At 34.5% G+C, this 24,137-nt stretch carries 23 protein-coding genes, 1 pseudogene, 2 riboswitches and 1 other annotated feature; of the genes and pseudogenes, 2 read left to right on the forward strand and 22 right to left on the reverse strand.

Features of this window, described 5'->3' with window-relative positions; genetic code table 11:
* Window positions 1-16 precede the first annotated feature (16 nt).
* From ACTXGU_RS01065 to ACTXGU_RS01085, 5 genes are all read right to left on the reverse strand, one after another.
* On the reverse strand, window positions 17-1,534 hold the full coding sequence (locus ACTXGU_RS01065; RefSeq protein ID WP_443479638.1) for a LysM peptidoglycan-binding domain-containing protein: 1,518 nt from the start codon (window positions 1,532-1,534) through the stop codon (window positions 17-19).
* A gap of 170 nt (window positions 1,535-1,704) precedes the next feature.
* Window positions 1,705-1,890, reverse strand: coding sequence for a MerR family DNA-binding transcriptional regulator (locus ACTXGU_RS01070; RefSeq protein ID WP_443479639.1), 186 nt, complete (start codon window positions 1,888-1,890; stop codon window positions 1,705-1,707).
* Window positions 1,891-2,631: an SDR family oxidoreductase gene (locus tag ACTXGU_RS01075; protein ID WP_443479640.1), complete on the reverse strand. Its 741-nt coding sequence runs from the start codon at window positions 2,629-2,631 to the stop codon at window positions 1,891-1,893.
* 222 nt (window positions 2,632-2,853) lie between these two features.
* A complete protein-coding gene (locus tag ACTXGU_RS01080; RefSeq protein ID WP_443479641.1) occupies window positions 2,854-4,530 on the reverse strand; it encodes an ABC1 kinase family protein in 1,677 nt (558 codons plus the stop codon).
* A 30-nt stretch (window positions 4,531-4,560) separates the two neighbouring features.
* Complete coding sequence (locus ACTXGU_RS01085; protein ID WP_443479642.1) at window positions 4,561-4,854, reverse strand: phasin family protein; 294 nt, start codon at window positions 4,852-4,854, stop codon at window positions 4,561-4,563.
* 238 nt (window positions 4,855-5,092) lie between these two features.
* Between ACTXGU_RS01085 and ACTXGU_RS01090 the strand changes: the two genes are divergently transcribed.
* Complete coding sequence (locus ACTXGU_RS01090; protein WP_443479643.1) at window positions 5,093-5,584, forward strand: YhcN/YlaJ family sporulation lipoprotein; 492 nt, start codon at window positions 5,093-5,095, stop codon at window positions 5,582-5,584.
* 54 nt (window positions 5,585-5,638) lie between these two features.
* Here ACTXGU_RS01090 and ACTXGU_RS01095 read toward each other — a convergent pair whose 3' ends face one another.
* From ACTXGU_RS01095 to ACTXGU_RS01175, 17 genes and pseudogenes are all read right to left on the reverse strand, one after another.
* Window positions 5,639-6,178: an aminodeoxychorismate lyase gene (locus ACTXGU_RS01095; RefSeq protein WP_443479644.1), complete on the reverse strand. Its 540-nt coding sequence runs from the start codon at window positions 6,176-6,178 to the stop codon at window positions 5,639-5,641.
* Entirely contained in the window at window positions 6,168-6,548 is a 381-nt protein-coding gene (locus tag ACTXGU_RS01100; protein WP_443479645.1) for a hypothetical protein, read from the reverse strand. The genes ACTXGU_RS01095 and ACTXGU_RS01100 overlap by 11 nt, the downstream gene beginning before the upstream one ends.
* A gap of 139 nt (window positions 6,549-6,687) precedes the next feature.
* Window positions 6,688-7,410, reverse strand: a complete 723-nt coding sequence (queE, locus tag ACTXGU_RS01105; RefSeq protein ID WP_443479646.1) for a 7-carboxy-7-deazaguanine synthase QueE — start codon at window positions 7,408-7,410, stop codon at window positions 6,688-6,690.
* Window positions 7,403-7,891 (reverse strand): 6-carboxytetrahydropterin synthase QueD, encoded by a 489-nt coding sequence (queD, locus tag ACTXGU_RS01110; RefSeq protein WP_443479647.1) that lies wholly within the window; start codon window positions 7,889-7,891, stop codon window positions 7,403-7,405. The genes queE and queD overlap by 8 nt, the downstream gene beginning before the upstream one ends.
* Window positions 7,891-8,562 (reverse strand): 7-cyano-7-deazaguanine synthase QueC, encoded by a 672-nt coding sequence (queC, locus tag ACTXGU_RS01115; RefSeq protein WP_443479648.1) that lies wholly within the window; start codon window positions 8,560-8,562, stop codon window positions 7,891-7,893. Before queC ends, queD begins: the two co-directional genes overlap by 1 nt.
* 219 nt (window positions 8,563-8,781) lie before the next feature.
* Window positions 8,782-8,949: a Fur-regulated basic protein FbpA gene (locus ACTXGU_RS01120; RefSeq protein ID WP_443479649.1), complete on the reverse strand. Its 168-nt coding sequence runs from the start codon at window positions 8,947-8,949 to the stop codon at window positions 8,782-8,784.
* Between the two features lie 201 nt (window positions 8,950-9,150).
* Window positions 9,151-9,258, reverse strand: a riboswitch (SAM riboswitch).
* Between the two features lie 152 nt (window positions 9,259-9,410).
* The gene (htpG, locus tag ACTXGU_RS01125; protein ID WP_443479650.1) at window positions 9,411-11,291 is read right to left on the reverse strand and encodes a molecular chaperone HtpG; all 1,881 of its coding nucleotides are present in this window, start codon (window positions 11,289-11,291) and stop codon (window positions 9,411-9,413) included.
* A gap of 204 nt (window positions 11,292-11,495) precedes the next feature.
* Complete coding sequence (locus ACTXGU_RS01130) at window positions 11,496-11,909, reverse strand: GNAT family N-acetyltransferase (protein WP_443479651.1); 414 nt, start codon at window positions 11,907-11,909, stop codon at window positions 11,496-11,498.
* A 253-nt stretch (window positions 11,910-12,162) separates the two neighbouring features.
* Window positions 12,163-13,239: a diguanylate cyclase domain-containing protein gene (locus ACTXGU_RS01135; protein WP_443479652.1), complete on the reverse strand. Its 1,077-nt coding sequence runs from the start codon at window positions 13,237-13,239 to the stop codon at window positions 12,163-12,165.
* 220 nt (window positions 13,240-13,459) lie between these two features.
* A pseudogene (locus ACTXGU_RS01140) lies at window positions 13,460-14,880 on the reverse strand (amino acid permease).
* 246 nt (window positions 14,881-15,126) lie between these two features.
* Window positions 15,127-15,305, reverse strand: a riboswitch (Lysine riboswitch).
* Between the two features lie 283 nt (window positions 15,306-15,588).
* Window positions 15,589-16,332: a type I methionyl aminopeptidase gene (map, locus tag ACTXGU_RS01145; RefSeq protein WP_443479653.1), complete on the reverse strand. Its 744-nt coding sequence runs from the start codon at window positions 16,330-16,332 to the stop codon at window positions 15,589-15,591.
* Window positions 16,333-16,511: 179 nt separating this feature from the next.
* The gene (locus ACTXGU_RS01150; RefSeq protein WP_443479654.1) at window positions 16,512-16,688 is read right to left on the reverse strand and encodes a hypothetical protein; all 177 of its coding nucleotides are present in this window, start codon (window positions 16,686-16,688) and stop codon (window positions 16,512-16,514) included.
* 78 nt (window positions 16,689-16,766) lie between these two features.
* Window positions 16,767-18,686 carry a threonine--tRNA ligase gene (gene thrS / locus ACTXGU_RS01155; RefSeq protein ID WP_443479801.1) on the reverse strand — a complete coding sequence of 640 codons (1,920 nt, stop codon included), beginning with the start codon at window positions 18,684-18,686 and terminating at the stop codon, window positions 16,767-16,769.
* A gap of 403 nt (window positions 18,687-19,089) precedes the next feature.
* Window positions 19,090-19,389 (reverse strand) — a binding site (T-box leader).
* 70 nt (window positions 19,390-19,459) lie between these two features.
* Entirely contained in the window at window positions 19,460-20,638 is a 1,179-nt protein-coding gene (locus tag ACTXGU_RS01160; RefSeq protein ID WP_443479655.1) for a M20 family metallopeptidase, read from the reverse strand.
* A gap of 132 nt (window positions 20,639-20,770) precedes the next feature.
* Window positions 20,771-21,580, reverse strand: a complete 810-nt coding sequence (gene speD / locus ACTXGU_RS01165; protein WP_443479656.1) for an adenosylmethionine decarboxylase — start codon at window positions 21,578-21,580, stop codon at window positions 20,771-20,773.
* A gap of 359 nt (window positions 21,581-21,939) precedes the next feature.
* Entirely contained in the window at window positions 21,940-22,869 is a 930-nt protein-coding gene (gene glsA, locus ACTXGU_RS01170; protein ID WP_443479657.1) for a glutaminase A, read from the reverse strand.
* A 116-nt stretch (window positions 22,870-22,985) separates the two neighbouring features.
* Window positions 22,986-23,369 (reverse strand): EAL domain-containing protein, encoded by a 384-nt coding sequence (locus ACTXGU_RS01175; protein ID WP_443479658.1) that lies wholly within the window; start codon window positions 23,367-23,369, stop codon window positions 22,986-22,988.
* Between the two features lie 57 nt (window positions 23,370-23,426).
* Between ACTXGU_RS01175 and ACTXGU_RS01180 the strand changes: the two genes are divergently transcribed.
* Entirely contained in the window at window positions 23,427-24,056 is a 630-nt protein-coding gene (locus ACTXGU_RS01180) for a ribonuclease H1 domain-containing protein (RefSeq protein ID WP_443479659.1), read from the forward strand.
* Window positions 24,057-24,137: the final 81 nt, after the last annotated feature.

The following is a 24,137-nucleotide window of genomic DNA, read 5'->3' on the forward strand; positions in this document are numbered from 1 at the left end:
ACGATATTTAAACTTATTATTGATTAAAATGAAAAATATCCCAAATATCTGGAGTTTCAGAACCAATATACCATGCTGCAGCTCCAGCTAAATGATTTTGTTTTACAATATTTAGCCTAAGTTCTAGTGACTGTTTGTCTTCAACCCATATTTGATGTTTTTCTCCATTCGCAATGAATTCAACATAATTTTGGGAAGCTTTTTCATCCCATACTTCCTGCAAGCCATTTGCAGCAATAATTTGGTTCACTTCGGTCATTGTTCGGTCTATACTTTTTACTTTATTAGTGGATAAATTGGTAACCCATTCTCTTGTAAAAAATGGGACACCAAGAATGATTTTATGAGATGGTACATCGCTCATCAACAGTTGAATTCCTTCTTCAACCCAAGGCAAGGTAGCAACCGAACCTGACTGAGTTCCTCCTGACCAATACTCATCATAACCCATCATAATAATGTAATCAGCTATCTTTCCAAGTTCCTTGCGATCAAAACTCCCTGACCAAAATGGATCGTTGTTTGTACGGGTAACATCTACAGAAACTACAATTCCAGAGGGTTTAAGAGCAGTTTTTAGCTCACTAATAAATAGGACAAAATCTTGTTTGTTTTTTATATCTATGTTTTCAAAATCTACATTTATTCCATCACTATTGCTTTGGATCAAGGAATCACGTAATGTTAAAACAAGCTTTTGGCGATTTTGAGGATTGCTTATGATTGAATCCGTTAAAACTGGATCAAATTTATTTCCAAGCAACGGCCATACTTGTTTTCCTGATGCGTGTGCAGCTTGAACGTACTTAGCATTGGCAGAAACAGTCACTACATTTTCTGAACTATTTAACGAAAACCAACGTGGTGATACTACCTCTAGATTTTTTTTATTTTGCAATTGTTGGATGTAGCTTTCTGTCGTTCCATTATAATTCCATCCCATAATGATACGGTCTTTAGTTGACGCTTGAACAAGGGACTTTTTAATCCATCCTTTTTTTCCGCCAAGTAATTGAACTTGGTAATAATAAATCGGAATTTTAATTTTTTTCCCAATCGTAAGTTTTGTCGTACGGAGAGAATTTACCTTTGTTAAATCATTTACGATTACACTGTATTTACGAGAAATTTTCCATAATGTATCTCCAGAAACAACTGTGTGAGTAGTATATTTCTGTGGAATTTTTAATTTTTGGCCAACGGTAATGTGCGTAGTTTTTAGTTTGTTTACTTTTTGTATTTCACTTACTGTTGTTCCATATTGATTTGCAATAATCCATAATGTGTTGCCAGCAACAACTGTATGAGTAATCGAACTTGTAGAATCCCCTGCGACTGAAGTGATAATTGGATATTCTTCCCCTTTGTTCAGCACAGTTAATATTTGTGAACTTAATTTTGCTGAACTATATACATTGACTTTGTCTACTTTGACAGAACCAATAGTTAGAGAATTAGAGACTGCCACTCCTTTGCTAGGTAGAAGGCTTGCTACTATTAAAAAAATAATTAAAAAACTAAAAATCTTTTTCACTATTAAACTGTTCCTCCTATTTTTCTATCTGCACATAAGATATATAATACTATCTTAATTTACTGAAATAATAGTGGAACTTAGTGGTAAAATTAAAAAGATTAATTAATTGAAAGTAAGCAATAGTCTTATTTCCCTGCATAATAAGAGAAACAAACTTCTTCCAATTTTTAACGGCTAATCCGTCGCTCGAAGACAGCGTATAGATCCAATTCTTCTTTTTCATAAATCCGTATTCCATTGTCATTGCGTTTTATAAAAGGCATAATCCCTTCATTCTCATAATATCGCAAAATATGAATAGATTCCTTTTGCTTCGGATTGACCGATTGTATAGCCCGTGTTTTAACCCCCATTTATAATTCTTGATTCGTTGGTCTTACAATCATTTCGTTTATAGCGGTATTTTCTGGTTGAGAAATGGCATACTGGATTGCATTTGCAATAGCTTCAGGAGGTATTGCAATTTGCAAACCCTCCTCAATATTTTTTTTGATTTCTTCATTAGTAACAGTATTCACCAACTCTGTTGCCACCGCTCCAGGACAAATAATCGTCGTGCGAATATTATTTATTGCTTCTTCTTGTCTTAGAGCTTCTGTGATTGCTCGTACAGCAAACTTTGTACCTGAGTAGACAGCCCATGACTTGTTTACGATATGTCCTGTAACCGAAGATACATCAATTATATGACCGCGTTTTTTGTTTCGCATGTATGGAAGAACAGCACCAATACCATAAAGTACACCTTTGATATTAACATCAATCATCTGGTCCCATTCCGCTACTTTTCTTTCGTGTAAATATGAAAGAGGCATGATGCCTGCATTGTTGATCAGCACATCAATTTGTCCAAAGGTATTAAAAGCAAAATGTGCAAGCTCTTCTACTTCCTTTTGGGAAGTTACATCTGTTACCTTGAATTCAGCTGTTCCACCTTGTTTGTTTATATTTTCCTTCAGGGCTTGTAATCGCTCCCTACGTCTAGCAGCAAGAACTACTTTAGCACCATTTTTGGCAAGCACTTTAGCTGTTGCTTCACCAATTCCACTAGATGCTCCTGTTAAAACGACTACTTTCCCTTTGATATTCAACATGTTTTTTCCATCCTTTCTTTCAGTAAGATGCTGTTTATTATAATAGCTAGAGTTTACTCTAGGTCAAGAATTTTTTTGAAACCTTTCCATTTATTATATTAAATTGGGTATTTATGTAAGAAATGTGGCTGTACCCTATTTTGAAACAACATCAAAAAGCTTTTCCTCCTTTGTAGAGAAAAAGCTCACAATTCTTGGTATTCATGAATTAATAACGATTTTTCAAAACTTCCCTGACCGAAAAATAGAGATAATTAGCCAAAAAAACATCAATCCTGCCACCACAAATCCGATTTCGATTGCTGGAATTTTCCATAGGATGGTGGATTGTCTGCTGATGGAGGATCCGACGATTAAGCCCACCATCAAAATGCTAAAGGCAAGCAACACGATGCTTAGCGATAAGCGATTGGAGATTTGATCCATCTTTTTTAATATCATATGTAATTCCGGAGTGGAAATTTCAAAACGAAGCTTCCCTTTTCTAATGGCCGTTGATAATTCTTTCATACTTTTTGGAAAAGTGGACAGCAATTCTGCATAATCATTTAGATGGTGCCAGGCATTTTCCGCCAAGTTTTTTGGGTGGAATCGTTCTTTTGCCAACTGTTCAGCAAATGGTTCAGCTAACCCCATAATATTGCAGCTCGGATCAAGAAACTCGACAATTCCTTCTAACGTCATAAGCGACTTTCCTAGAATCATTAATTCAGCTGGTATTTGAATTTGATGACGTTGGGCAATTTGAAAAAAATCGTGAATGATTTCACCAAAACTTACTTGACTAAGGGGAATATCGTAGTACTTGTCCCGCATTTTTTCAATATCGAACCGAATAGTAGGTAAGGTTATGTCATCAGGCAATATTCCCATTTGAGACAGAACCTTGATAATACTGTCATTGTTTCCTCTTTTTAATGAAATGACTAACGAAACAAATTGGTATTTCATTTCTGTACTTAATTTGCCAACCATGCCGAAATCTAGTAAACCAATTTTTTCTCCTGGTAAAATAAGGATGTTTCCTGGGTGAGGATCACCGTGAAAGAAGCCGTATTCTAACATTTGCTGAAGAAGGCTGTTTGCAAATTTTTCGGCGACTTTTTTACGGTTATACCCCAATTCTTCCATCCTTTTTAGATCATTGATTTTTATCCCGTCTAAAAACTCCATTGTTAACAATCTTTCGGTTGAATAATTCCAAAAAATAGCAGGTATATGGACAATTGCGCTCGATTTGAATTGTTTTCCTATTTTTTCTGCATTTCTTCCTTCAATTGTAAAATTCAATTCTTCTCGTAAAGAGCTGGAAAATTCATCGAGAAGCTCTGTTATTGGATATTTTTTCGTCCATTCTAGTTTGGATTTAGCTAATTGCAGCAGATCTTTTATTATTTCCAGATCCGTGTTAACAATTTTCGTAATATTTGGCCGCTGCACTTTTACCGCTACTTGTTCGCCTGTATGAAGGACGGCGAAATGCACTTGTCCAATGGATGCAGAAGCAATTGGTTCTTCACGAAATTCTGTAAAAATCCCAGCAATCGTTCCGCCTAAATCTGTTTGGATAATTTCGTTTACTTCCGCAAAAGAAAAAGGCGGTACATGATCCTGCAGCTTTTCTAATTCATGGATAATATGTTCAGGAAAAAGGTCTCGTCTTGTGCTCATCACTTGCCCGAATTTAATAAAAGTAGGTCCTAGTTCTTCTAATACAATACGAATTCTTTCTCCTAATGTACGCCGATAAGAGGTTTGTGATTTCCGGATCTTTTTAATAATAGGAGAAAATGCCTCCGTTAAACCTAGGTCCTTTACCATATAGCCAAATCCATTTCGAAGTAAAGCTCGAATAATCTCTTGGTAACGATGAGCATGCTTCATTCTTTTGCTGAACATTTCCATCCCTCCCAAGATAACAAAAAATAATTATTCACTCTTCTGCTCAAGCAAAGCGATTCTGCGCTCTAACTCTCGGTATTCTTCCATCGTAACAACATCCAACTCTTTTAGTGCTTGTTGAATTTTTGTTTTAATGATACCATCCATTTCTTTTTTTGTTTGTTGGCCTTTTTCTAATAATTGATTGACGATATCTTTTGATTCGTTTTTGCTAATTTCTCCTTTAGCTACAAGGTCATTCACAAGCTTTTCTACTTGCTCCTTACTGGCTGCAGCTACCCCGATTCCTAAAGAAATGAATTGATTGATGACGTTTTTCATGCCTTTTCCCTCCTAGATTTCATCTTATTTTTTATTTTAATTCATTTGATTCAATATTTGAAATAATAAGACAGTTATTTTGAACGAATTAACTCAATTTTTATTTTCAGTTTTATGCTTATGTTTATTATATTACTCCTTATCAAAAGCATTCGTGCTTTTCCTTATCAAGAAAAGTATGATATCTGCATAATTGGGAAAATTAATATTGAAGTAAAAATAGAAAGGAAGATCTGGAATGAAAATAGCAAAAATATTATTTGTTTTAGCTGGGGCTATGGCAATAATGACAGGTTGTAATTTTAATGATAATAACACTGCCTTGAATGAAAGAAACAATAACCGCAATGTAGATGTTGAGAATGTTGGTTATAAAACAAATAATAGAGGAACTGATAATCTTGATTTAGCAGATAAAGCAGCGGATATGGTGACGGATTTAAAAGAAGTGGAACGAGCAGTTGTACTTAAAACAGACGAAAATGCTTTTGTTGCAGTCCAATTAACTGGAAACCAAGAAGGCAATGTAACAAATAGACTCGAGGAAAAAATTGCAGATAAAGTTAGAGATGCTGACAAAGATGTTGACAATGTATATGTTTCCTCCAACCCAGATTTTTTTGATCGAATGACTAATTATGGACAAGATATTGAAAATGGCCAGCCAATAAGTGGACTGTTTAATGAGTTTACTGAAACTGTAAGAAGAGTATTTCCTAACTATCGATAAGGCTTTTCATCTAATATAAAAAGGATATCCGTGTATTTTGGATATCCTTAAATATTATCGTTTTTTGAATATAGTGGAAATGATTTTATCTGTTTCCATATTACTATCTACTTCGTATGTTCCAGGCTTCAAGTATTCGGCAACCCCTTTTTTATCCACTTTTCGGGAAAAGTCAAAGGCGCTTTCTTTAATGATTTTGCTACTTTTTAATGCTCGTCCAACATCGATGCTAGTCATACCATTTGTTACGGTAATCATCGTACGATAAACGACCTTACCATCATTGTCTTTATTATCGGAATTTGCTTTTTTAGCAGATTCTTCTGCCTCTGCGACTTTTTTCTTCCATTCGTCTTCTGTCGCAGCATCTTTTTTATCTATCTCTTCTTTTGTTTGCACTACATAACCGGAAGAAGCAAGTAAAGTTTTCATTTCATCAATAGTAGGTGTTTTTGCTACAGCAGTTTCTTCTGTTTTTTTGTTTTCCGTTTGAGCATTTGTCGCTTCTCCCTTGTTTGAGAAGTACATGATCCCACATGCTGTCGTAGCTAAAAGGAGTCCTGCTGAGAAGCTAGTAACTATATTAGACTTCATTTGCGACTTTTCTCCCTTCCTCTTTTGCTGTTAAGAAAGGAGATAGCATATGTTCTACATCCATTTCAGATAGATTTTTTTCTGCAGCAATGCTTTCTATTGAGTAGTTGCGCTTAAATAAGTCTAATACTTCGCGCATCATGATTCTTTCATTAGAAGATAATTTAATCCCTGCTTTTTTTTCAATTATCTCTAAATCAAGCTCAACGTTTCGTAATTGTTTTTGCAGCTGTTCCACTTCATCCAGTACAGAAAAGTGAATCATATCAATTTCTCGTTGTTCTGCTTTGGACGATTGTTGTGATTTTACAATCGACAAAATAAATAGGAGTAAGGCTGCACCAAACAAAATGGCTAAAGTCCATTCCATCGTTTAAGGTCCTCCCTCTTTTTAGAATCTACAATCCTAAGTTTCTATTATACAATCTTTTTTAAGATTTTTCGAATGAATTCTACAAAATCCTTCAAAAGTCAGAATGTAATGGCGGTTTTTTGCCAAAATGCCTAGATTAAACGCCTCTTTTATTTCCCCAAACTAGTGCATGCAGCTGAGGTAATACTCTCACATCATTCATTTCCGCTGATTCGATTGTTTGTTGAATGAGCCATTCGTACTTTTCTAATAATTTTGATCCTAATTCTGCATTATTTGAGTTAGTAAGATCATCGTTTCCTACTTGAAGATAAAAAGGAACATGTTGATAACGTGCATGGACTTTTTTTGCATACGCAAAATCCACTTCATCAAATACGACCACTTTAACACTAAAATCATTATTATTTTCTTGTAAGTTCGTTATAATAGTATCTAAAATGCAGAAATTTGTTTGCATACCTGAACTTGGTGGTTTTGGTGAAATCGTTAAATCATCAATTTTATAAAACCAGTCTTGCCATCTGCTTCCTTGCGTTTCTAACGCGACCGAAATGCCTTTTTCTTTTAATAAATTAATCAAACTGTCTAAAGCTGCTAAGAGGGCAGGATTTCCACCTGAGATGGTAACATGGTCAAAATATGCTCCTCCTAAAAGGGATAATTGTTCCCATATTTCCGCCGCTGTTAATTGCTGAATATCTTGTTTGGCTGAACCATCCCATGTAAAAGCCGAATCACACCAGGAACATTTATAATCACAGCCTGCAGTTCGTACAAACATCGTTTTTCGGCCAATTACCATGCCTTCTCCTTGTATCGTTGGACCGAAAATCTCAAGTACGGGAATTTTATTCAACTTCCATCCACTCCCGTCTCACTTCTGCATAACTTGTTGGTGTTTCATAAAGGCGGACAAATTCTAAACGTGTACCTTGTGAAATAGAAGATGGATTGGTTAATGCATCGTGCATTTTTTCATAAATCCAGACCACCATGTTTTCCGCCGTTGTATTCATTGTAGGTAATGTTTCATTTAGATAGCGATGATCAAGATAGATTTCGACTTTTTCTTTCCAGATTTTTTTGATGTCACCAAAATCAATGACTAAACCAATATCATTTGTAAAACCACTAATGCCAAATACGACTTTATACGTATGTCCATGCAAGTTTTTACATTTTCCTTCATAGCAATGCAAATGATGGGCTGCATCAAATGTAAACTCTTTGCTGACAAGCACTCTTTTTTTATGATAATTTAATTCATTTCTTTGAATATCTTCATCTATTTTTTGCAGGCCTTCGACAATTCGAAAGCCGAATATATTTTGGTCCATTACTGTTTTTCCACCTTTTGTTTTGAATGTAAATAACTATCTAATCCTGCTTTTCTTAATTTACAAGCCGGACATTCTCCACAACCATTTCCAATGATGCCTTCATAACAAGTTAATGTATGTTCTCGAATATAGTCTAATTGCTTTAATTCATCTGCAAGCTTCCACGTTTCCGCTTTATCTAGCCACATTAATGGGGTGTGGATGACAAATTGGCTGTCCATTGCTAAATTAATCGTCACATTAAGCGATTTGATAAAAGCATCGCGGCAATCAGGATAGCCGCTGAAATCTGTTTCGCAAACACCTGTAATAATATGCTTCGCACCAATTTGGCTTGCCAAAACAGCAGCAAAGGAAAGGAAAAGTAAATTACGTCCTGGTACAAAAGTGGATGGCAATTCTCCGTTTTCCCCTTCTTTTACTTCGATATCGTTTCTTGTTAGTGCATTCGGTGCAAGCTGATTTAATAACGCCATATCCAGTACATGATGGTAAACATGTAAGTCTTTCGCGATTTTTTTTGCACATTCAATCTCTTCTTTATGGCGCTGATTATAATTAAAGGTAACAACCTCTACTTCTTTAAATGTTTTTAATGCCCAGAATAAACAAGTAGTACTATCCTGCCCTCCGCTAAACACTACTACCGCTTTTTCATCTTTTAACATCGTATATACTCCCTTCTTAACATTCATTATCAAAATACAATTAAAATAAACTTGTTAAGTACTTAGCCGCAAATAAAAAAGCAGCACTCCAAGATGGAAGTACTGCTTCATCTTAGTTTTTTTAAAGAGGGGGGCTAGAACCTCTATTATTTGTTATAATCATTCCTATCCTACCATACTTTTTGTAAAAAAAAAACTACGAACTCTTTGAGTAGGCACTCAGTAATCCGTATTTTTTTGATCGATTACTTTATTATATTCTTCTTCTAATTCTATCACGGTTAACTCGAATAAATGCAGAGATTCTTTTTTATAGATACCATGATGAAGTAGTTTTTCAATCAGTTCGTTTTTTTGGTTTTCTACTTGTGATAGTTGTTTTTCCATAGTTAGGTTTCCCCTTTCTAAATAAATATATTATTCACATTTCCTTAGTCGGATTAAATGTTGTGTGCTAATTATGTTCCTTTGATAATATGAAAAAGAAGATATACTTATTATTTTTTTCCAATTTCTGATGCTTTAAACATCATATGAACAAAAAATCCCCTTCTGAAGACAGAAGAGGATTTAAGCTGCTTTTTTCTCTTCTTATCTTTCAGACCATTATTTGTCTGTAGGAATTGGCACAGTATTCGAAAGAACCCGCTGCCGAGGTATCATAGGGCCGTTTCCCTCCACCTCTCTGGATAAGATGTATTATGGTTAGTAAATGTACAAATAATTAAAACAGGATAAAAAATAAAAGTCAAGTCATAACCTTTTTCATTTTTGTATAGAATTTTCCACACCAAAAAACAGTCTTATTCAAATAGTATGAACAAGACTGTTTTTTTATGATCAATATTTTATTTCATTATTTTACAAAGATCATTCGTAAAGGCAACTGGATCTTCGATTGGCAATCCTTCAATTAAAAGTGCTTGATTGTACAATAGATTTGTATACAAGGTTAACTTTTCTTTATCCTGTTCAAAGGCAGCTGTTAAAGATTGAAAAACTTCATGGTTTTTATTTATTTCCAATACTTTATCTGCTTTAACATGCTGATTGTCAGGCATAGCAGCTAGGATTTTTTCCATTTCAATCGTTACATCCCCTTCTGTTGATAAACAAACAGGGTGGGATTTTAAACGATTGGATAACTTTACCTTTTTTACTTTTCCAGACAATAGGTTGTTCATATACGTAAATAATTCTTTGTTTTCTTCTTCCGATGCTTTGTCTTCAGCATTGTCATCTTGATCGATGCCAAGATCACTGCTTGATACAGATTTAAATTCTTTATCTTTATAGTTCATCAGTATTTTGATGGCGAATTCATCAATATCATCTGTGAAGAAAAGAATTTCATAGCCTTTATCGGTCACAAGTTCTGTTTGTGGAAGCTTTTCAATTCTTTCAATGGAATCGCCTGCTGCATAATAAATATATTTTTGATCCTCCGGCATATTGGCAACATACTCATCTAAAGAGACAAGTTTCTTCTCTTTAGATGAATGGAATAATAATAAATCCTGCAGCATTTCTTTATTTGCGCCAAAATCGCTGTACACACCATATTTTAATTGTCTGCCAAAAGATTGATAGAACGTTTCATATTTTTCTCTTTCATTTTTCAATAAGCTTTGTAATTGGCTTTTCACTTTTTTAGTAATATTTTTTTCAATTCTTTTTAATTGACGGTCATGCTGGAGCATTTCTCTTGAAATATTAAGGGAAAGATCTTCAGAATCGACCATTCCTTTTACAAAGCTAAAATAATCAGGTAGTAAATCTCCGCATTTTTCCATAATTAATACGCCATTAGCATATAACTCCAACCCTTTTTCGTATTCTTTTGAATAATAGTCATATGGCGTTTTTTCGGGTATATATAAAATAGCATTGTAACGGATGCTGCCATCTACGCTAATATGAATATGCTGAAGCGGCTGATCAAATCCATACCGTTTTTCATGATAAAATTGCTGATAATCTTCTTCTGTTAATTCGTTTTTATTTTTGCGCCAAATTGGAACCATGCTGTTAATTGTTTCTTCTTCTGTATATTCTTCTGTTTCATTTTCCGTTCCTTCTTTTGCACGGTGCTTTTTTACATCCATTTTAATAGGATAGCGGATAAAATCAGAGTATTTTTTGATAATCGATTGCAGGCGGTATTCTTCTAAAAATTCATCATATTGATCTTCTTCTGTATTTTCTTTTATTTGTAAAATAATATCGGTGCCGACTGTGTCTTTTTCAGTTTCTTCTATTGTATATCCGTCTGCCCCATGTGATGCCCATTTGTAGGCGGTTTCGCTGCCAAGTGCTTTTGTGATAACGGTAACGACATCTGCGACCATAAAGGCAGCATAAAAGCCAACACCAAATTGGCCGATAATATCATGTCCATCTTTGCTTTCGTTTTCTGTTTTAAATGCCAAGGATCCGCTTTTTGCGATGGTCCCAAGGTTATTTTCTAATTCATCCTGTGTCATCCCGATGCCAGTATCGGAAATTGTAAGGGTCTTCTTCTCTTTATCAACAAATAATTTAATATAATAATCGTCTTTATTAAATGAGATGTTGTCATCTGTTAATGCTTTATAATAAATTTTATCAATCGCATCACTTGCATTCGAAATCAACTCTCGCAAAAACACTTCACGTTGAGAATAAATAGAATTAATCATCATTTCTAATAGTCTTTTTGATTCCGCTTTAAATTCTTTTGTTTGTACCATAAAATATTCTCCCTTCAGTTTTTTTTCTAGTTCTATGTAAAAATAGTATAGCTTAGCACTTCATCACAAAGAGTGCTAACCACTATTTTAATACCATGTATTTGAAAATATGTCAACTGAAAAAGGAATCCGGCTTCTGCATTTTAAAGGGATATTTTGCTCGTAATATAAAAAACTCACTGAAATAGTTTTCCAATGAGTTTTTTATATTACGATAGACATTCCAGGAGCATCTGCTTCTCTTTCTTGAAAGCCTAATTTTTTATAAAATTGTTGTTTTCCTTTTGCGGAAAAAAGTTGAATAGACTGAATACCGCTTTGTTGGCATTTCTGTAATAGACCTTCAATAATTTCTTTACCTAATCCAGTTCCTTGATAAGAAGGATCTACCATTACGTCACATATTAATGCTTGATATACTCCATCAGATATCATTCTGCCAAAAGCAATTAAAGATTCTCCATCGTATATAGATAAACAAAACCAGCTATTAGTTGCAGCTGTATATAATTGTTCTTGTGTGTAATTCCCTTTTTTATTTTTTAATAATCCACTCACTTCGTGCAAATGAGCAAATGGTTTATATTCAGGTATTTTATCGGTAACTAAATAATTCATAAACATTCCCCTTCATTAAAGATCAACTAATAATATTTATACAATATATTTAATAAATATGCAATTAGATTTTGATAAATTTATGAAAAAAAGTTAGGTTAAAAGAAATAAACGCATTTAAATAAAGAGAGCTCCCAAATAAGTCGTTTTTTCGACTTTAGGAAGCCCCTTTTCATATACGAGAATATTAAATTTTATCTGATTTTCCTATTTTGGACAGCACCAGAGTGTAAATAAACTGGATGTCTCTGGTTTATTCCGCTTCTGTACTATCAGATGCATAAAAATGATACTGATTTTTCCCTTTATCTTTTGCCATATACATTGCTTTATCTGCGTAGGCTATTAATTTATCTTTATTATCACTGTCATCAGGATATAAACTGATCCCGATGCTTAATGTGATCGATGCTTCCATTTGATTGATAACATATGGTTTCGAGACAGAATGTATAATCCGTTCGGTAATTTTTTTCATTTCGATTTTATTCGTTTCCTCAAACACAATAATAAATTCATCGCCGCCTATTCGAGCAATATAATCTTCTTCTCTAATACTTTTGTGGAAGCGGTCTGCCACTTCCATTAATAATACATCACCAGCATGATGCCCTAATGTATCATTTACTATTTTAAAATCGTCTAAATCAATAAACATAATGGCTAACGTATGTTGATGTCGCTTTGATCTTGCAATCGCTTTATGCAAATGTCGGTCTAGTGCCTTTCGATTGGATAAATCGGTTAAATGATCTGTATAGGCTAATTTTTTTAATTCTTCTTCTAATGTTTTTCTTTTTGAAATATCTAGGATTTGCGCATTTATTTGCAGTATAGTGCCATTTGAATCAATAATCGATTTTGCAAAACAGAGTATCCATTTTTCTTTTTCCTCTGGATGATTTATACGGAATTCTACCTGCTTGCTTTCCCCTTTTTTTAAAGCATTTATTAATTCATCAATAATAGATAAATCCTCTGTAATAATAATCTGTCTGTATAATTGCGGATTTTCAATTATCTTATCTGCTGGATATCCAATAAGCATTTCGAAATTTTCCGAAAAATAATACTCTTTCTTAGGTGGACGAAATAGTAATAATCCACCTATGGAATGAACCAATGATTGATGTGATTTTACTTGATTCTGCAGTTGGAGAATTAGTAGATTTTTTTTCTTTAAATCTTTGTTCATTCGTTTACTTTCTCTGATGAGCACCTTTGTTTTATTCAAAAAATAAAGAACTGTAATAACAAGAAAAACAATTAAAATAATGTTTACAGCTTTAGCCCAAAAAAAATATGTAACTGTCATTGAAATAATAGTCATTTGAAAACAAAAACCTCTTTCAGCAAGATTGTTCTATTACATTAAATGAAGAGAATATCAATTACAAGTGAAAAGCATAACAATATTTCTTTATGCATATAGATCTATTTTAACATAAATAACCCAATATATTCCTATTAAAACATAATTATTAACTTTAAGTAAATACAGTCATTTATATAAAAAAGCATCCTTTCTTATTTGGATGCTTTTTCAAAGATTACGATGCTTTTTGTGACGGTTTTTTATTTATTTGCGGTTTATTTACCTGATTATAAAACAATACACCACTCAATAATAATAGTATACCGAATGTGAATGTTTTGAAATCAGCTGTTCCTGCAATAATTACCCATATAGAGTAGATCGTCGCAAGTCCACCAATGATGCCATCCGTCATTCTTTTTTTGTTTGATTCATACGTTTCACCAGTAATGGTAAGTTTTAACTGAAATACAGATGCGATTAAATAAGGTACTAAATACGATAAGGTTGCGATATAAATAACAAAATCAAAAGCAGCGGAAATACTGTTTGAAATGGTAGAAAAAATAAAAATCTGGCCAAGTATATTTGTTATCGTTAAAGAAAAGGTTGGAATGCCTTTTTCATTTTCTTTTAAAAACGCAGGGATAAAGATTCCTTGTTTTGCAGCTTGAAACGGCACTTCTGTACTAAGCATAATCCAGCCTATTGTGGAACCGAATAAGCTGATTAAACCGACTGCGGCAAGTACTTTTCCTCCAACTGGCCCTATAACTGTTTCTATCGCATCAATTAATGGTTTTTGTGAAGAAACAAGGACGTCTTGACTTAAAATCCCCATTACTAGCGTGCTTATCCCAATATAAATGGCTAAAGCGATAAATAAGCCTAAAATAGTCGCTCGTTTTACATCAATTTTCTTTTTCGCTCTTGAAGCAAAAACAACTGCAGATTCCACACCAATAAATGCCCATAACGTGGTAATTGCTGCATTATTTATTTACCCAAAAAGACTAACAGTGTTTCCTTGATCATCTAATCTTGGTTCTATAAATGGCAATATATTGCTTTTTTGGAAAGCGAAGATTGCAACAATAATGAATAATAAGAAACCAGTAACCTTTGCAGCTGTTGCTACAAAATTAAGTTTTCCTGCATTTTCAATTCCTCTTAAAATAAAGAAATGCGTACCCCATAATAACATCGAACAAACGGAAAAGGTTAATACATTGCCAACCTTTAATGTAAAGGCCCCAACTGTACATACAACCGCTTCGCTCGTTAGTATTGGGAAAAAGGTAAAAGATAGCCTGCAAATGTTGTAATAATGGCAATATTCCCTGCTAAATTACCAATCCAATATCCCCATGTAGCCATAAATCCTGCAAGCAAGGATTGTTTAGAGCCAGCTTTAAATAATTCTTTTGCATATATTTGTGATCCGCCAATTAAGTTAGGTTTTCTTCCTCCGAGATTTCCAAACACAAGAGCTGTTGTTAAAACACCCATTCCTGTTAGTAGCCATGCAGCAAGTACACCAGCTGGGCTTGCTACTTCCGATAAGGAACGAGGCAGCATAAAAATACCCGATCCGACCATATTACCGACTACAAGGGACGTTAATATTCCTAGTCCAAGTTTTCCTTTAGTATTCATGTTGATGTCTCCTTTTCTTTTCCTCTTGCTCAAAATAGGAGAACTTACTTTGAATCGAGTATCCTGGATTAACGAGTATTTTAGGATACTCGTTAAATCCTATTAATCTGTAAAAAATGATGATGAGCGTTTAATTGTTTCACTATATTTATTGTGTATTATCTAAAATAGAGTACCAGAACTTGAATAAATGATCATAAAAAAACACACCACTTGTATGGTGCGAGCATATAAAACACCACCAGTTAAAAGGATAGTTCATCATAGTAATTCCTATGACAGTCCTGTACCTATTCGTATACAGGCCCAGCTACATATTATCAGAGAATAATAGTGCTTCGGCGATTGTTCCTTTCTAAAGATATCTGCAAGTTCTCTGGTTCTCCATCTTTATACTAATAAAAATCGCGACCTCTACCTCATCTTGAGCTGATAAGGATTTTTGTTATCAAATTATATCTTTTACAATACGGAATATTTATCAGGAAGTCAATCGAAAAAGTTATGATAGAAAAGTATTTCTAATTTTCTTAAAAATGATTAAATTGTGAAGTGAAGCCTTGTTTACTAGAATTTTGAAACAAGGTTATAGTGATAGAGATAGATGGAAAGATTTTCTACTATATTAAAAAGTGGCTGCCAGCAAAGCAACCCACTTATCTTTTTACCAAAAGAAGGCGAGTACATTACTGGACAACCACTGACTTTTTATAAAGTTGTAATTATTGGTTTATCTTTTGTAATAATCACTGTATGTTCATATTGAGCGACGAAGCTTTTATTTCTTGTAGAGAATGTCCAACCATCTTCTTTTTCATATACTTCTTCCGCATCTGTTGAAATAAATGGTTCAAACGCGATAACCATGCCTTCTTTTAATAATTCATTATCCCAAGGGTCAAAGTAATTTAAGATATGGTTTGGTTTTTCATGCAAGGATGTTCCAATCCCATGACCAGTAAGGTTTTTAATTACTGTAAAACCATTTTTTTTCGCGGTATTAAAAACAAATTTTCCGATGCGATTTTTTTTGCCACCAGGTTTAAAACATTTTAATCCTTCTTCAAACGCTTCTTTTGCCACTTCACATAATTTCTCCAGATTCGGATCTCCATTTCCTACGACAAATGATTTGCCTGTATCTGCGAAATAACCGTTTTTACTAGCGGATACATCTATATTGACTAAGTCCCCTTCCTGAATGACACGATTGCCTGGTATCCCATGTGCTACTTCATCATTCACAGATATGCACGTATATCCAGGAAAATCATACATAGATTTTGGGGCAGAAACTGCTCCATTCTCTTCGAATAGTTTTCCAGCAAGTTCATCTAATTCTTTTGTTGTGATTCCCGGTACCGTTTTTGTACATAATTCGTCGCGAATCTTGCCGACAATTTTTCCAATTTCTATTAATCCATTTACATCTTGTTCATTTTTTACAATCATTTTCTTTCTCTCCGTTCATTTCTTGTTACGTAATTGTATATTCATTTCCTCTAAATAGGACGGTTATTATTATACGCTAACATTCTATAATAGTAAAAGGAATCCATGTTATAAAAAAGAAAAGGGCTGGCATCTTCCAATAGGAATTTGCCAATTGGAAAGATGTCAGCCACACTCTTTTACTTTTTATATTCGCCATTGTTTTTCGATGCTTTTTCTTTTTTTGCTTTATCGTGATGAATTTTATTCGTTGCTGCACTGCCGATTTCATGAGCGAATTCTTCATTTAATACTGCAGAATCAAAGCCTTTTTTATTTTTTTGTTGAGGATCATTTTTTTTATTTTTCTTTGCCATTTTAATAACCTCCTTTATCATCATCCTTAGTATGATTGGAAGGTATTATTTTTATTCTTACTTCGAAATTGCATTACTTTAATTCAGGCATCTATTATCAATAGACCACTTTAGATTAGCGATAAAATCATTCAGTTTCTCTTCTTTAGATTCTTTTTGCCCAAATTGTCGAACATGAACCGATTGATTTTTTTGTTCATTATCCCCAACAACGATAATGAATGGAACCTTTTTCATTTGGGCTTCTCTTATTTTATAGCCGAGTTTCTCTTCTCTTACATCCAGTTCCACTCTTATTTCTTCTTGTTTTAATCGTTTTGTAATCTCTTCTACGTATTCTTTATGAACTTCGTTGGATACTGGTATCACTTTTACTTGAACTGGTGCCAACCAAACAGGGAATGCCCCGCCAAAATGTTCAATTAAAATACCAAGGAAGCGATCAATTGACCCAAAGACAGCACGATGAATCACCACTGGTCGGACTTTATTGTTCTGTTCATCGATATAAGTTAAATCAAATTTTTCTGGCATTTGAAAGTCTAATTGCACTGTAGCGCATTGATGACTTCTTTTCAGTGCATCTTTAATATGAATATCAATTTTTGGTCCGTAAAATGCTCCGTCTCCTTCATTAATGGAATAGTTATAACCTAATTTTTTCAAAACATTTTTTAAAGCGTCTTCAGCTTGATCCCATAATGCACCACTTCCCATATAGTCAGCAGGTCTAGTAGAAAGCTCTATTTCATAGTCAAATCCAAATGTTTGATACACATAATCGATTAATTTTAAAGCGGATGTAATTTCCGCTTCTATTTGGTTAGGTGTAACAAAGATGTGTGCATCGTCTTGGCAGAATGTACGAACACGCAGCATGCCGTTTAACGCACCACTGAATTCATGGCGGTGAACTTGACCAAACTCAGCCATACGAATCGGAAGGTCACGATAGGAATGCAGCTTATCTTTAAAAATAAGCATATGTCCAGGACAGTTCATCGGTTTTAAGGCAAAACGCTGATCGTCTACATCCGAAAAGTACATATTATCTTTATAGTGATCCCAATGGCCAGAGCGCTCCCACAACCTTTGGTTCATCATCATTGGTGTACGAACTTCCTTATAGTCAAAGGAATTCTGAAGATTTCTTAAAAAAGACTCAAGTTCATTGCGAATAAGCTGGCCGTTTGCTAAATAAAATGGCATGCCAGGTGCTTCTTCCGAAAACATAAACAATTCTAATTCATTTCCAAGTTTTCGATGATTTCTTTTTTGTGCTTCCTCTACAAAATGAAAATATTCATCTAATTCTTCCTTTGAAGCAAATGCCACACCATAAATACGCTGAAGTACTTTATTATTGCTATCACCGCGCCAATAAGCGCCGGAAACATGTGTTAATTTAAATGCTTTAATAGCCTTAGTTGCCGGCAAATGTGGACCTCGACATAAGTCAAAAAACTCCCCTTGGCGATACACTGTCACCACTTGATCCACTGGAATTGCTTCTAACAGTTCTAATTTTAAAGGATCGTGAGCAAAGATTTCTTTTGCTCGATCACGAGAAACTTCTTCCCGTTTTACTTCCAGATTTTCTGAAATAATGTGATTCATTTCGTTTTCAATTTGTTCTAGGTCATTTATTGTGAGCGTTTCTTTTAAATCAAAATCATAATAAAAACCATTTTCGATCACAGGTCCTATTCCTAAATGCACGTCTCCATATAAACGTTTGACTGCTTGAGCGAGTACGTGTGCAGTTGTATGTCTCATAATTTCTATTCCTTCTGAAGTATGAAGGTCGTATAACTTAATCTCAGCATTTTCCATAATGCAGCGTGTCAAATCATACAATGATCCATTTACCATGCCAGCAACAGATTTCTTTTTTAAACTTGGACTAATCGACTGGGCAATTTCCTCTAAGCAAATGCCTTTCTCATACTTCTTTTCTTTTCCATCTGGAAATTTCATCACAACTTCTTTTTGATTCATCATGCAACACTCCTAGTTTTTTGAAAATAAAAAACACACGCATCCCTAAAAAAGGGACGAGCGTGTGTCTTTTACCCGTGGTTCCACCCAGCTTTCCATCATATAAGAAAAGTGGAAGCGGCTTGTTTAGCCCTGAAGCTAGACATCCATCTAACTTCATAACTTAAAAAAATCCATACTTATCCTATAAAAATAATGGCTTCATTAACGCTTTATCGCAGCTATTACGGTATAGAATACTATTAGTTCCTCCATACATGCTCCAAGGTGGTAAGTCATTCTTTCGTGTTAGGGATTTTCCAGCCTGCCTCCCCTCTCTGTAAACCGTTAAGAAAAACTCATGTCCTTTTCATTGCAGTTATTTATTTAAGTTAAAAATAAAAAAACACACATTCATCCCTAAAAAAGGGACGAGTGTGTGTTAGCTCGTGGTTCCACCCAAGTTCCCATCAAATAAGAAAAGCGGAAGCGGCTTGTTTAGCCCTGAAGCTAGACATCAATCTAACTTAAAAAAATTTACACTTATCTTATGAAAATGATGGCTCGTTTTGCTGTATCGTAGCAGCTACGGTATTGACTACTATTATTTCACCAATACTGCTCCAAGGTGGTAAGTCATTCTGTCGTGTTAGGAAGTTTCCAGCCTTACCTTCCCTCTCTGTAAACCGTCAAGAAAAACTCATGTCCTTATCATCGCATCTTTTAACATTTCCATTATTGTATAAAATTATCAATTATTTGTAAAGGTTAAAAGAGAAAAATGGTGTAAACAATTATTCTTTATTGTTTTTCTGTTGTTGAAATTCTTTTTTTATTTGCTGAAGTAGCTCTTTGTTTGTTAATACTTCATAACCTGTTAACGCCATTGATTTGGCGCCAAGTATCATTGCTTCTCTCGCTTGGTCTGTCATGGCAGCTTCCCTGAATTCATGGGTATGGCATGCATAGTTTTCGTTACATATTTTTACATAAGGATGAATAGCTGGCACAACTTGACTTATATTTCCCATATCTAAAGATCCGGATCCATCGCGTTGCGCGGATATTTCTTCTTCATTTACCCCTAAAGCAATTAATACTTCCGTAAATGCTTCTGATAAAGCGTTATTTGTCATCATATCATCATAAGAGAACTCATAATTGGAAATAGTAACCTCGGCCCCTGTCTGCATGGCAGCACCTTCTGCACATTTTTTCACTTTTTCCACTAATTCATTTACATAGTCTCTTTTCCCAGCACGTACATAAAATTGAGCAACAGCATAATCAGGTACAACATTGGCAGCTTTACCACCTTCTGTGATAATTCCATGTATACGTGCATCTGATTTAATATGCTGGCGAAGGGCATTGATACTGTTAAATGTTTGAATCACAGCATCCAGTGCATTTATGCCTAAATGGGGACTTGCAGCTGCATGGGCAGACTTGCCAAAAAACTCAAACTGAATCGCATCCATAGCCAAAGAAGTACCGCTTTTTATATAGCTATGTAATGGATGAACCATCATTGCAACATCTAATTCAGAAAAAATCCCAGCTTCCGCCATCGTGACTTTTCCACCTTTAGTTTCTTCTGCTGGTGTTCCATAAACAATGATCTTCCCACCAGTTTCATGTAACACTTTGCTAAGTCCAATTCCAGCCGCCACGCCCATTGTGCCGATTAAATGATGGCCACAAGCGTGACCAACCTCAGGCAATGCATCGTATTCTGCCATAAATCCAATAACAGGACCTTCTTTCCCGCTATCGAATGTAGCCGTAAAAGCAGTAGCTAAACCACAAGTGCCTGTTTCTACTCTAAAATCATGCTTTTTTAAAGTGTCTGTTAAAATGGCACATGCTTTAAATTCTTCGTGACCTAATTCAGGATTTTCACCAATGTATGTACTGATTTCACAAAAATCATGTTTATTTTGTTCAATTGCTTCTATGATGTTGTTTTTCACAAGTATCCAACGCCTTTCTATTATTCTACTAAAATAGTTTAACAAATGAATGAAAAAAAGAATAGAAGGAGTCGACTTCAATAAACATAAAGAGAGCAAATTTGACATAGAATTAACGCTCTCTTTATTTTGTTAACCGAGTATATTTTTCCCATAAAAAATTTCATTCATTTCCATCGTTAACTTTTCTGTAATGGAAGCTTGTTCAGCAGCCGATAATTCACTTACTTGATATTCAAATAAATAATTATTTAAATCAAATTTTTTTAACTTGCATTTCGTGTGAAAAATATTTTCTTGATAAATATTTGCATCTATCATATCAAAGACTTTTTTTATATCGTTCGGAATATAATTTTGAATGGAGTTTATGTCGTGATCGATGAACAGCTTATGACCATGTATATCCCGTGTAAATCCTCTTACACGGTAATCGATGATCATAATATCTGTATCAAAAGAATGAATTAAATAATTTAACGCTTTTAATGGAGAGATTTCTCCGCATGTAGATACGTCAATATCTGCCCGGAATGTACTAATCCCCTCATCTGGGTGATATTCTGGATATGTATGAACAGTAATATGGCTTTTATCAAGATGCATGACAACCGTACCGGGAAGTGGACCAGGAGATTCTTCAAAAACATCTTTTGGTGCTTCTGCAACAGGCCCTTCTGCCACAAGTAAGGTAACGCTGGCTCCTTGTGGTTCATAATCTTGTTTCGCAATATTAAGGACATGTGCCCCAATAATATCGGAAACATCTTTTAATATATTCGTTAACCGATCGGCATTATACTGTTCGTCAATGTACTTTAAATAAGCTTCTCGTTCTTTTTTTGTCTTTGTATAACAAATATCATACATATTAAAGCTTAAGGACTTCGTTAAATTATTAAACCCATGTAATTCAATTCGTTGTTGCGGTGTTAAATTCAAAACGACTCTCCCCCTGTTCCTTTAAATGACAGTTCAAATTTATCTTACCCTGCTAAGAAAATTTTAAACAAAGGCTGTTTTCGTATAGATAGTGCTTTTAAACTCGCAGCCTGAATACACTTCGCTTTCCGTGGGCGAGCGTCGAGCCTCCTCGTCGCATACGCTCCTGTGGGGTCTCGTCTTTCTCGCATTCCCACAGGAGTCTTCGTGTATTCAGTCTGCTGAGTACTTCTTTTCCCATTTTTTTACGTAAAAAACAACAAACTTTGAGAAAACAGCCTAAACAAAAAAAGGATTACCCATATGAGTATCCCTTTTAAAAAAGTGGATTCTTTCATATAAGATAATCCTATGCCTAATTAAAACATGCTTAATGAATATTTTTCTGCCAGCATTTCTAATAATTTTAAACCTGCAACACTATTTCCTTTATCGTCAAGTGCAGGTCCCGAAATACCGATGCCAAAACGGTTTGGAACTGCACCTAATATTCCGCCGGACACACCACTTTTTGCTGGAATGCCAACACGGACCGCAAACTCGCCTGAAGCATTATACATGCCGCAAGTTACCATAAACGTTTTACAAATACGGGCTACATATGCAGGCATAATTCTTTTTTCTGTAATTGGATCGATGCCATCTAAAGCAAAAACGATGCCAATTCTTGCTAAATCTAAACAATTCACTTCAATTGCACATTGTTTTGTATATAAATCTAATAGCTCTTCTACATTTTCATCAATGATGCCGTGCTGCTTCATAAAATAACATAAAGATCTATTTAAATGGGATGTTTCAAACTCAGATTGTGCTACTTCTTCTGAATAGTGGATCTCTTTATTCCCTGATAATAATTGAACAAAAGATAAAATGCTTGATAATCTTTCTTCAACAGAGTTCCCTTTAATCATATGGGTAACCGCAAGAGCACCAGCATTGATCATTGGATTAAGCGGTTTTGATGGTTTGCTCATCTCCAGTTTCACAATAGAATTAAATGGGTCTCCTGTAGGTTCATAGCCAACTTTGCTGAAAACAAACTCTTCCCCGCGCTGAATTAATGCAAGAGCAAGAGTTAACACTTTTGAAATACTTTGAAGCGTGATTTTTTCTTCTATATCCCCTGCAGAGACATAATTGCCATCTGGAGAATAAATGGCAATCGATAATTCATCACCATTTGCTTTACTTAATGCCGGAATATAATCTGCGACTTTCCCCATTGTTGTGTATTGTTTTGCTTCCTTTAAAAATGTTTCTAATTCTTTACTTGTTTGACAAGGCATCTTTTGCTCACCAACTTTTTTAATATTGTCTTGTTTGACCAGAAAAATAAATATGTAATACGTTATTTATTTTCCTATAACAGATGGATAATTTCAATTAAGAACTAGCATTTAGACTAGTTTTTATGTTGATTTCCGGCACGCTCTAAATTTGGAAAAATAAATTCTTCAATGTCTAGGGCAGGGAGCGGTTTTCTGAAATAATACCCTTGCCCATATTTACAATGGTTTTTTATTAAAAACTGTACTTGTTCCTTGTTTTCAATTCCTTCTGCTAATACAGAAAAATTCATACTTTGCCCCATATCAATAATTCCTTTTACTAACGATCCTTGATGGATGGGATGCTCTATATCATCAATAAATGATTTGTCAATTTTTATCGTATCAATGGGCAGGTATTTTAAATAACTAAGGGATGAATAGCCTTTACCAAAATCATCAATGGAAATTCGAAACCCTAATTCTTTTAATGCATGAAGAATCATGAAATTATTCATGCCATATTCTTTCATATGATATGATAGGAAAATGACGGCATGTTGGAGGGTGTTATAATGGCAAAAAAGAAGTATTATGTTGTGTGGAAAGGCAGAAAAACCGGGATTTTTACAACCTGGGCAGAATGTGAACAACAAACGAAAGGATTCCAGGGAGCTTCCTTTAAATCCTTCCCTACTTTAGACGAAGCAGAGAATGCATTTAAACAAGGAAAAAATACTGGATCTTCCGGACCTGCGAAAACGGGCGCTAAACCGAAGAATACGAATATTACCGAAGAAGCGATTGATGAAAACAGCATTTCAGTTGATGCAGCCTGCAGTGGAAACCCTGGTTTAATGGAATACAGAGGAGTACATACAACAACGGGAGAAACGATTTTTCATTATGGTCCCGTATTTGGTACGAATAATATTGGGGAATTTCTTGGTATTGTCCATGCACTTGCCTTGTTAAAAAAACAAGGGGAAAACACTACGATATATAGTGACAGCATGACAGCACTATCATGGGTGCGCAATAAAAAAGCGAATACGTCTTTAAAAAGAGACAGCAGAACGGAAGAACTTTGGCAAATGATCGAACGTGCCGAAAAATGGTTAAAAGAAAATACATATACTAATAAAGTAATCAAATGGGATACGAAGCGTTATGGAGAAATAAAAGCAGACTTTGGCAGAAAATAAATATGTAAAAAGCCCAATTTATCCAAAGAGAAAATGGGCTTTTTACAATAGGGTATGCTGATTGAACATTTTTTGATGATT

The sequence above is a fragment of the Niallia sp. 01092 genome (assembly GCF_052318935.1).
In the GTDB taxonomy this organism is placed as follows: domain Bacteria; phylum Bacillota; class Bacilli; order Bacillales; family Cytobacillaceae; genus Niallia.

Excerpts from the sequence above, each read along its gene's own strand:
- ACTXGU_RS01070 (WP_443479639.1), bottom strand. The coding sequence starts at position 1,890 with ATGGGGGTTAAAACACGGGCTATACAATCGGTCAATCCGAAGCAAAAG.
- ACTXGU_RS01075 (WP_443479640.1), bottom strand. The coding sequence starts at position 2,631 with ATGTTGAATATCAAAGGGAAAGTAGTCGTTTTAACAGGAGCATCTAGT.
- ACTXGU_RS01080 (WP_443479641.1), bottom strand. The coding sequence starts at position 4,530 with ATGTTCAGCAAAAGAATGAAGCATGCTCATCGTTACCAAGAGATTATT.
- ACTXGU_RS01085 (WP_443479642.1), bottom strand. The coding sequence starts at position 4,854 with ATGAAAAACGTCATCAATCAATTCATTTCTTTAGGAATCGGGGTAGCT.
- ACTXGU_RS01090 (WP_443479643.1), top strand. The coding sequence starts at position 5,093 with ATGAAAATAGCAAAAATATTATTTGTTTTAGCTGGGGCTATGGCAATA.
- ACTXGU_RS01095 (WP_443479644.1), bottom strand. The coding sequence starts at position 6,178 with ATGAAGTCTAATATAGTTACTAGCTTCTCAGCAGGACTCCTTTTAGCT.
- ACTXGU_RS01100 (WP_443479645.1), bottom strand. The coding sequence starts at position 6,548 with ATGGAATGGACTTTAGCCATTTTGTTTGGTGCAGCCTTACTCCTATTT.
- queD (WP_443479647.1), bottom strand. The coding sequence starts at position 7,891 with ATGGACCAAAATATATTCGGCTTTCGAATTGTCGAAGGCCTGCAAAAA.
- queC (WP_443479648.1), bottom strand. The coding sequence starts at position 8,562 with ATGTTAAAAGATGAAAAAGCGGTAGTAGTGTTTAGCGGAGGGCAGGAT.
- ACTXGU_RS01120 (WP_443479649.1), bottom strand. The coding sequence starts at position 8,949 with ATGGAAAAACAACTATCACAAGTAGAAAACCAAAAAAACGAACTGATT.
- htpG (WP_443479650.1), bottom strand. The coding sequence starts at position 11,291 with ATGGTACAAACAAAAGAATTTAAAGCGGAATCAAAAAGACTATTAGAA.
- ACTXGU_RS01130 (WP_443479651.1), bottom strand. The coding sequence starts at position 11,909 with ATGAATTATTTAGTTACCGATAAAATACCTGAATATAAACCATTTGCT.
- ACTXGU_RS01135 (WP_443479652.1), bottom strand. The coding sequence starts at position 13,239 with ATGACTATTATTTCAATGACAGTTACATATTTTTTTTGGGCTAAAGCT.
- map (WP_443479653.1), bottom strand. The coding sequence starts at position 16,332 with ATGATTGTAAAAAATGAACAAGATGTAAATGGATTAATAGAAATTGGA.
- ACTXGU_RS01150 (WP_443479654.1), bottom strand. The coding sequence starts at position 16,688 with ATGGCAAAGAAAAATAAAAAAAATGATCCTCAACAAAAAAATAAAAAA.
- thrS (WP_443479801.1), bottom strand. The coding sequence starts at position 18,686 with ATGAATCAAAAAGAAGTTGTGATGAAATTTCCAGATGGAAAAGAAAAG.
- glsA (WP_443479657.1), bottom strand. The coding sequence starts at position 22,869 with ATGCCTTGTCAAACAAGTAAAGAATTAGAAACATTTTTAAAGGAAGCA.
- ACTXGU_RS01175 (WP_443479658.1), bottom strand. The coding sequence starts at position 23,369 with ATGAATAATTTCATGATTCTTCATGCATTAAAAGAATTAGGGTTTCGA.
- ACTXGU_RS01180 (WP_443479659.1), top strand. The coding sequence starts at position 23,427 with ATGGCAAAAAAGAAGTATTATGTTGTGTGGAAAGGCAGAAAAACCGGG.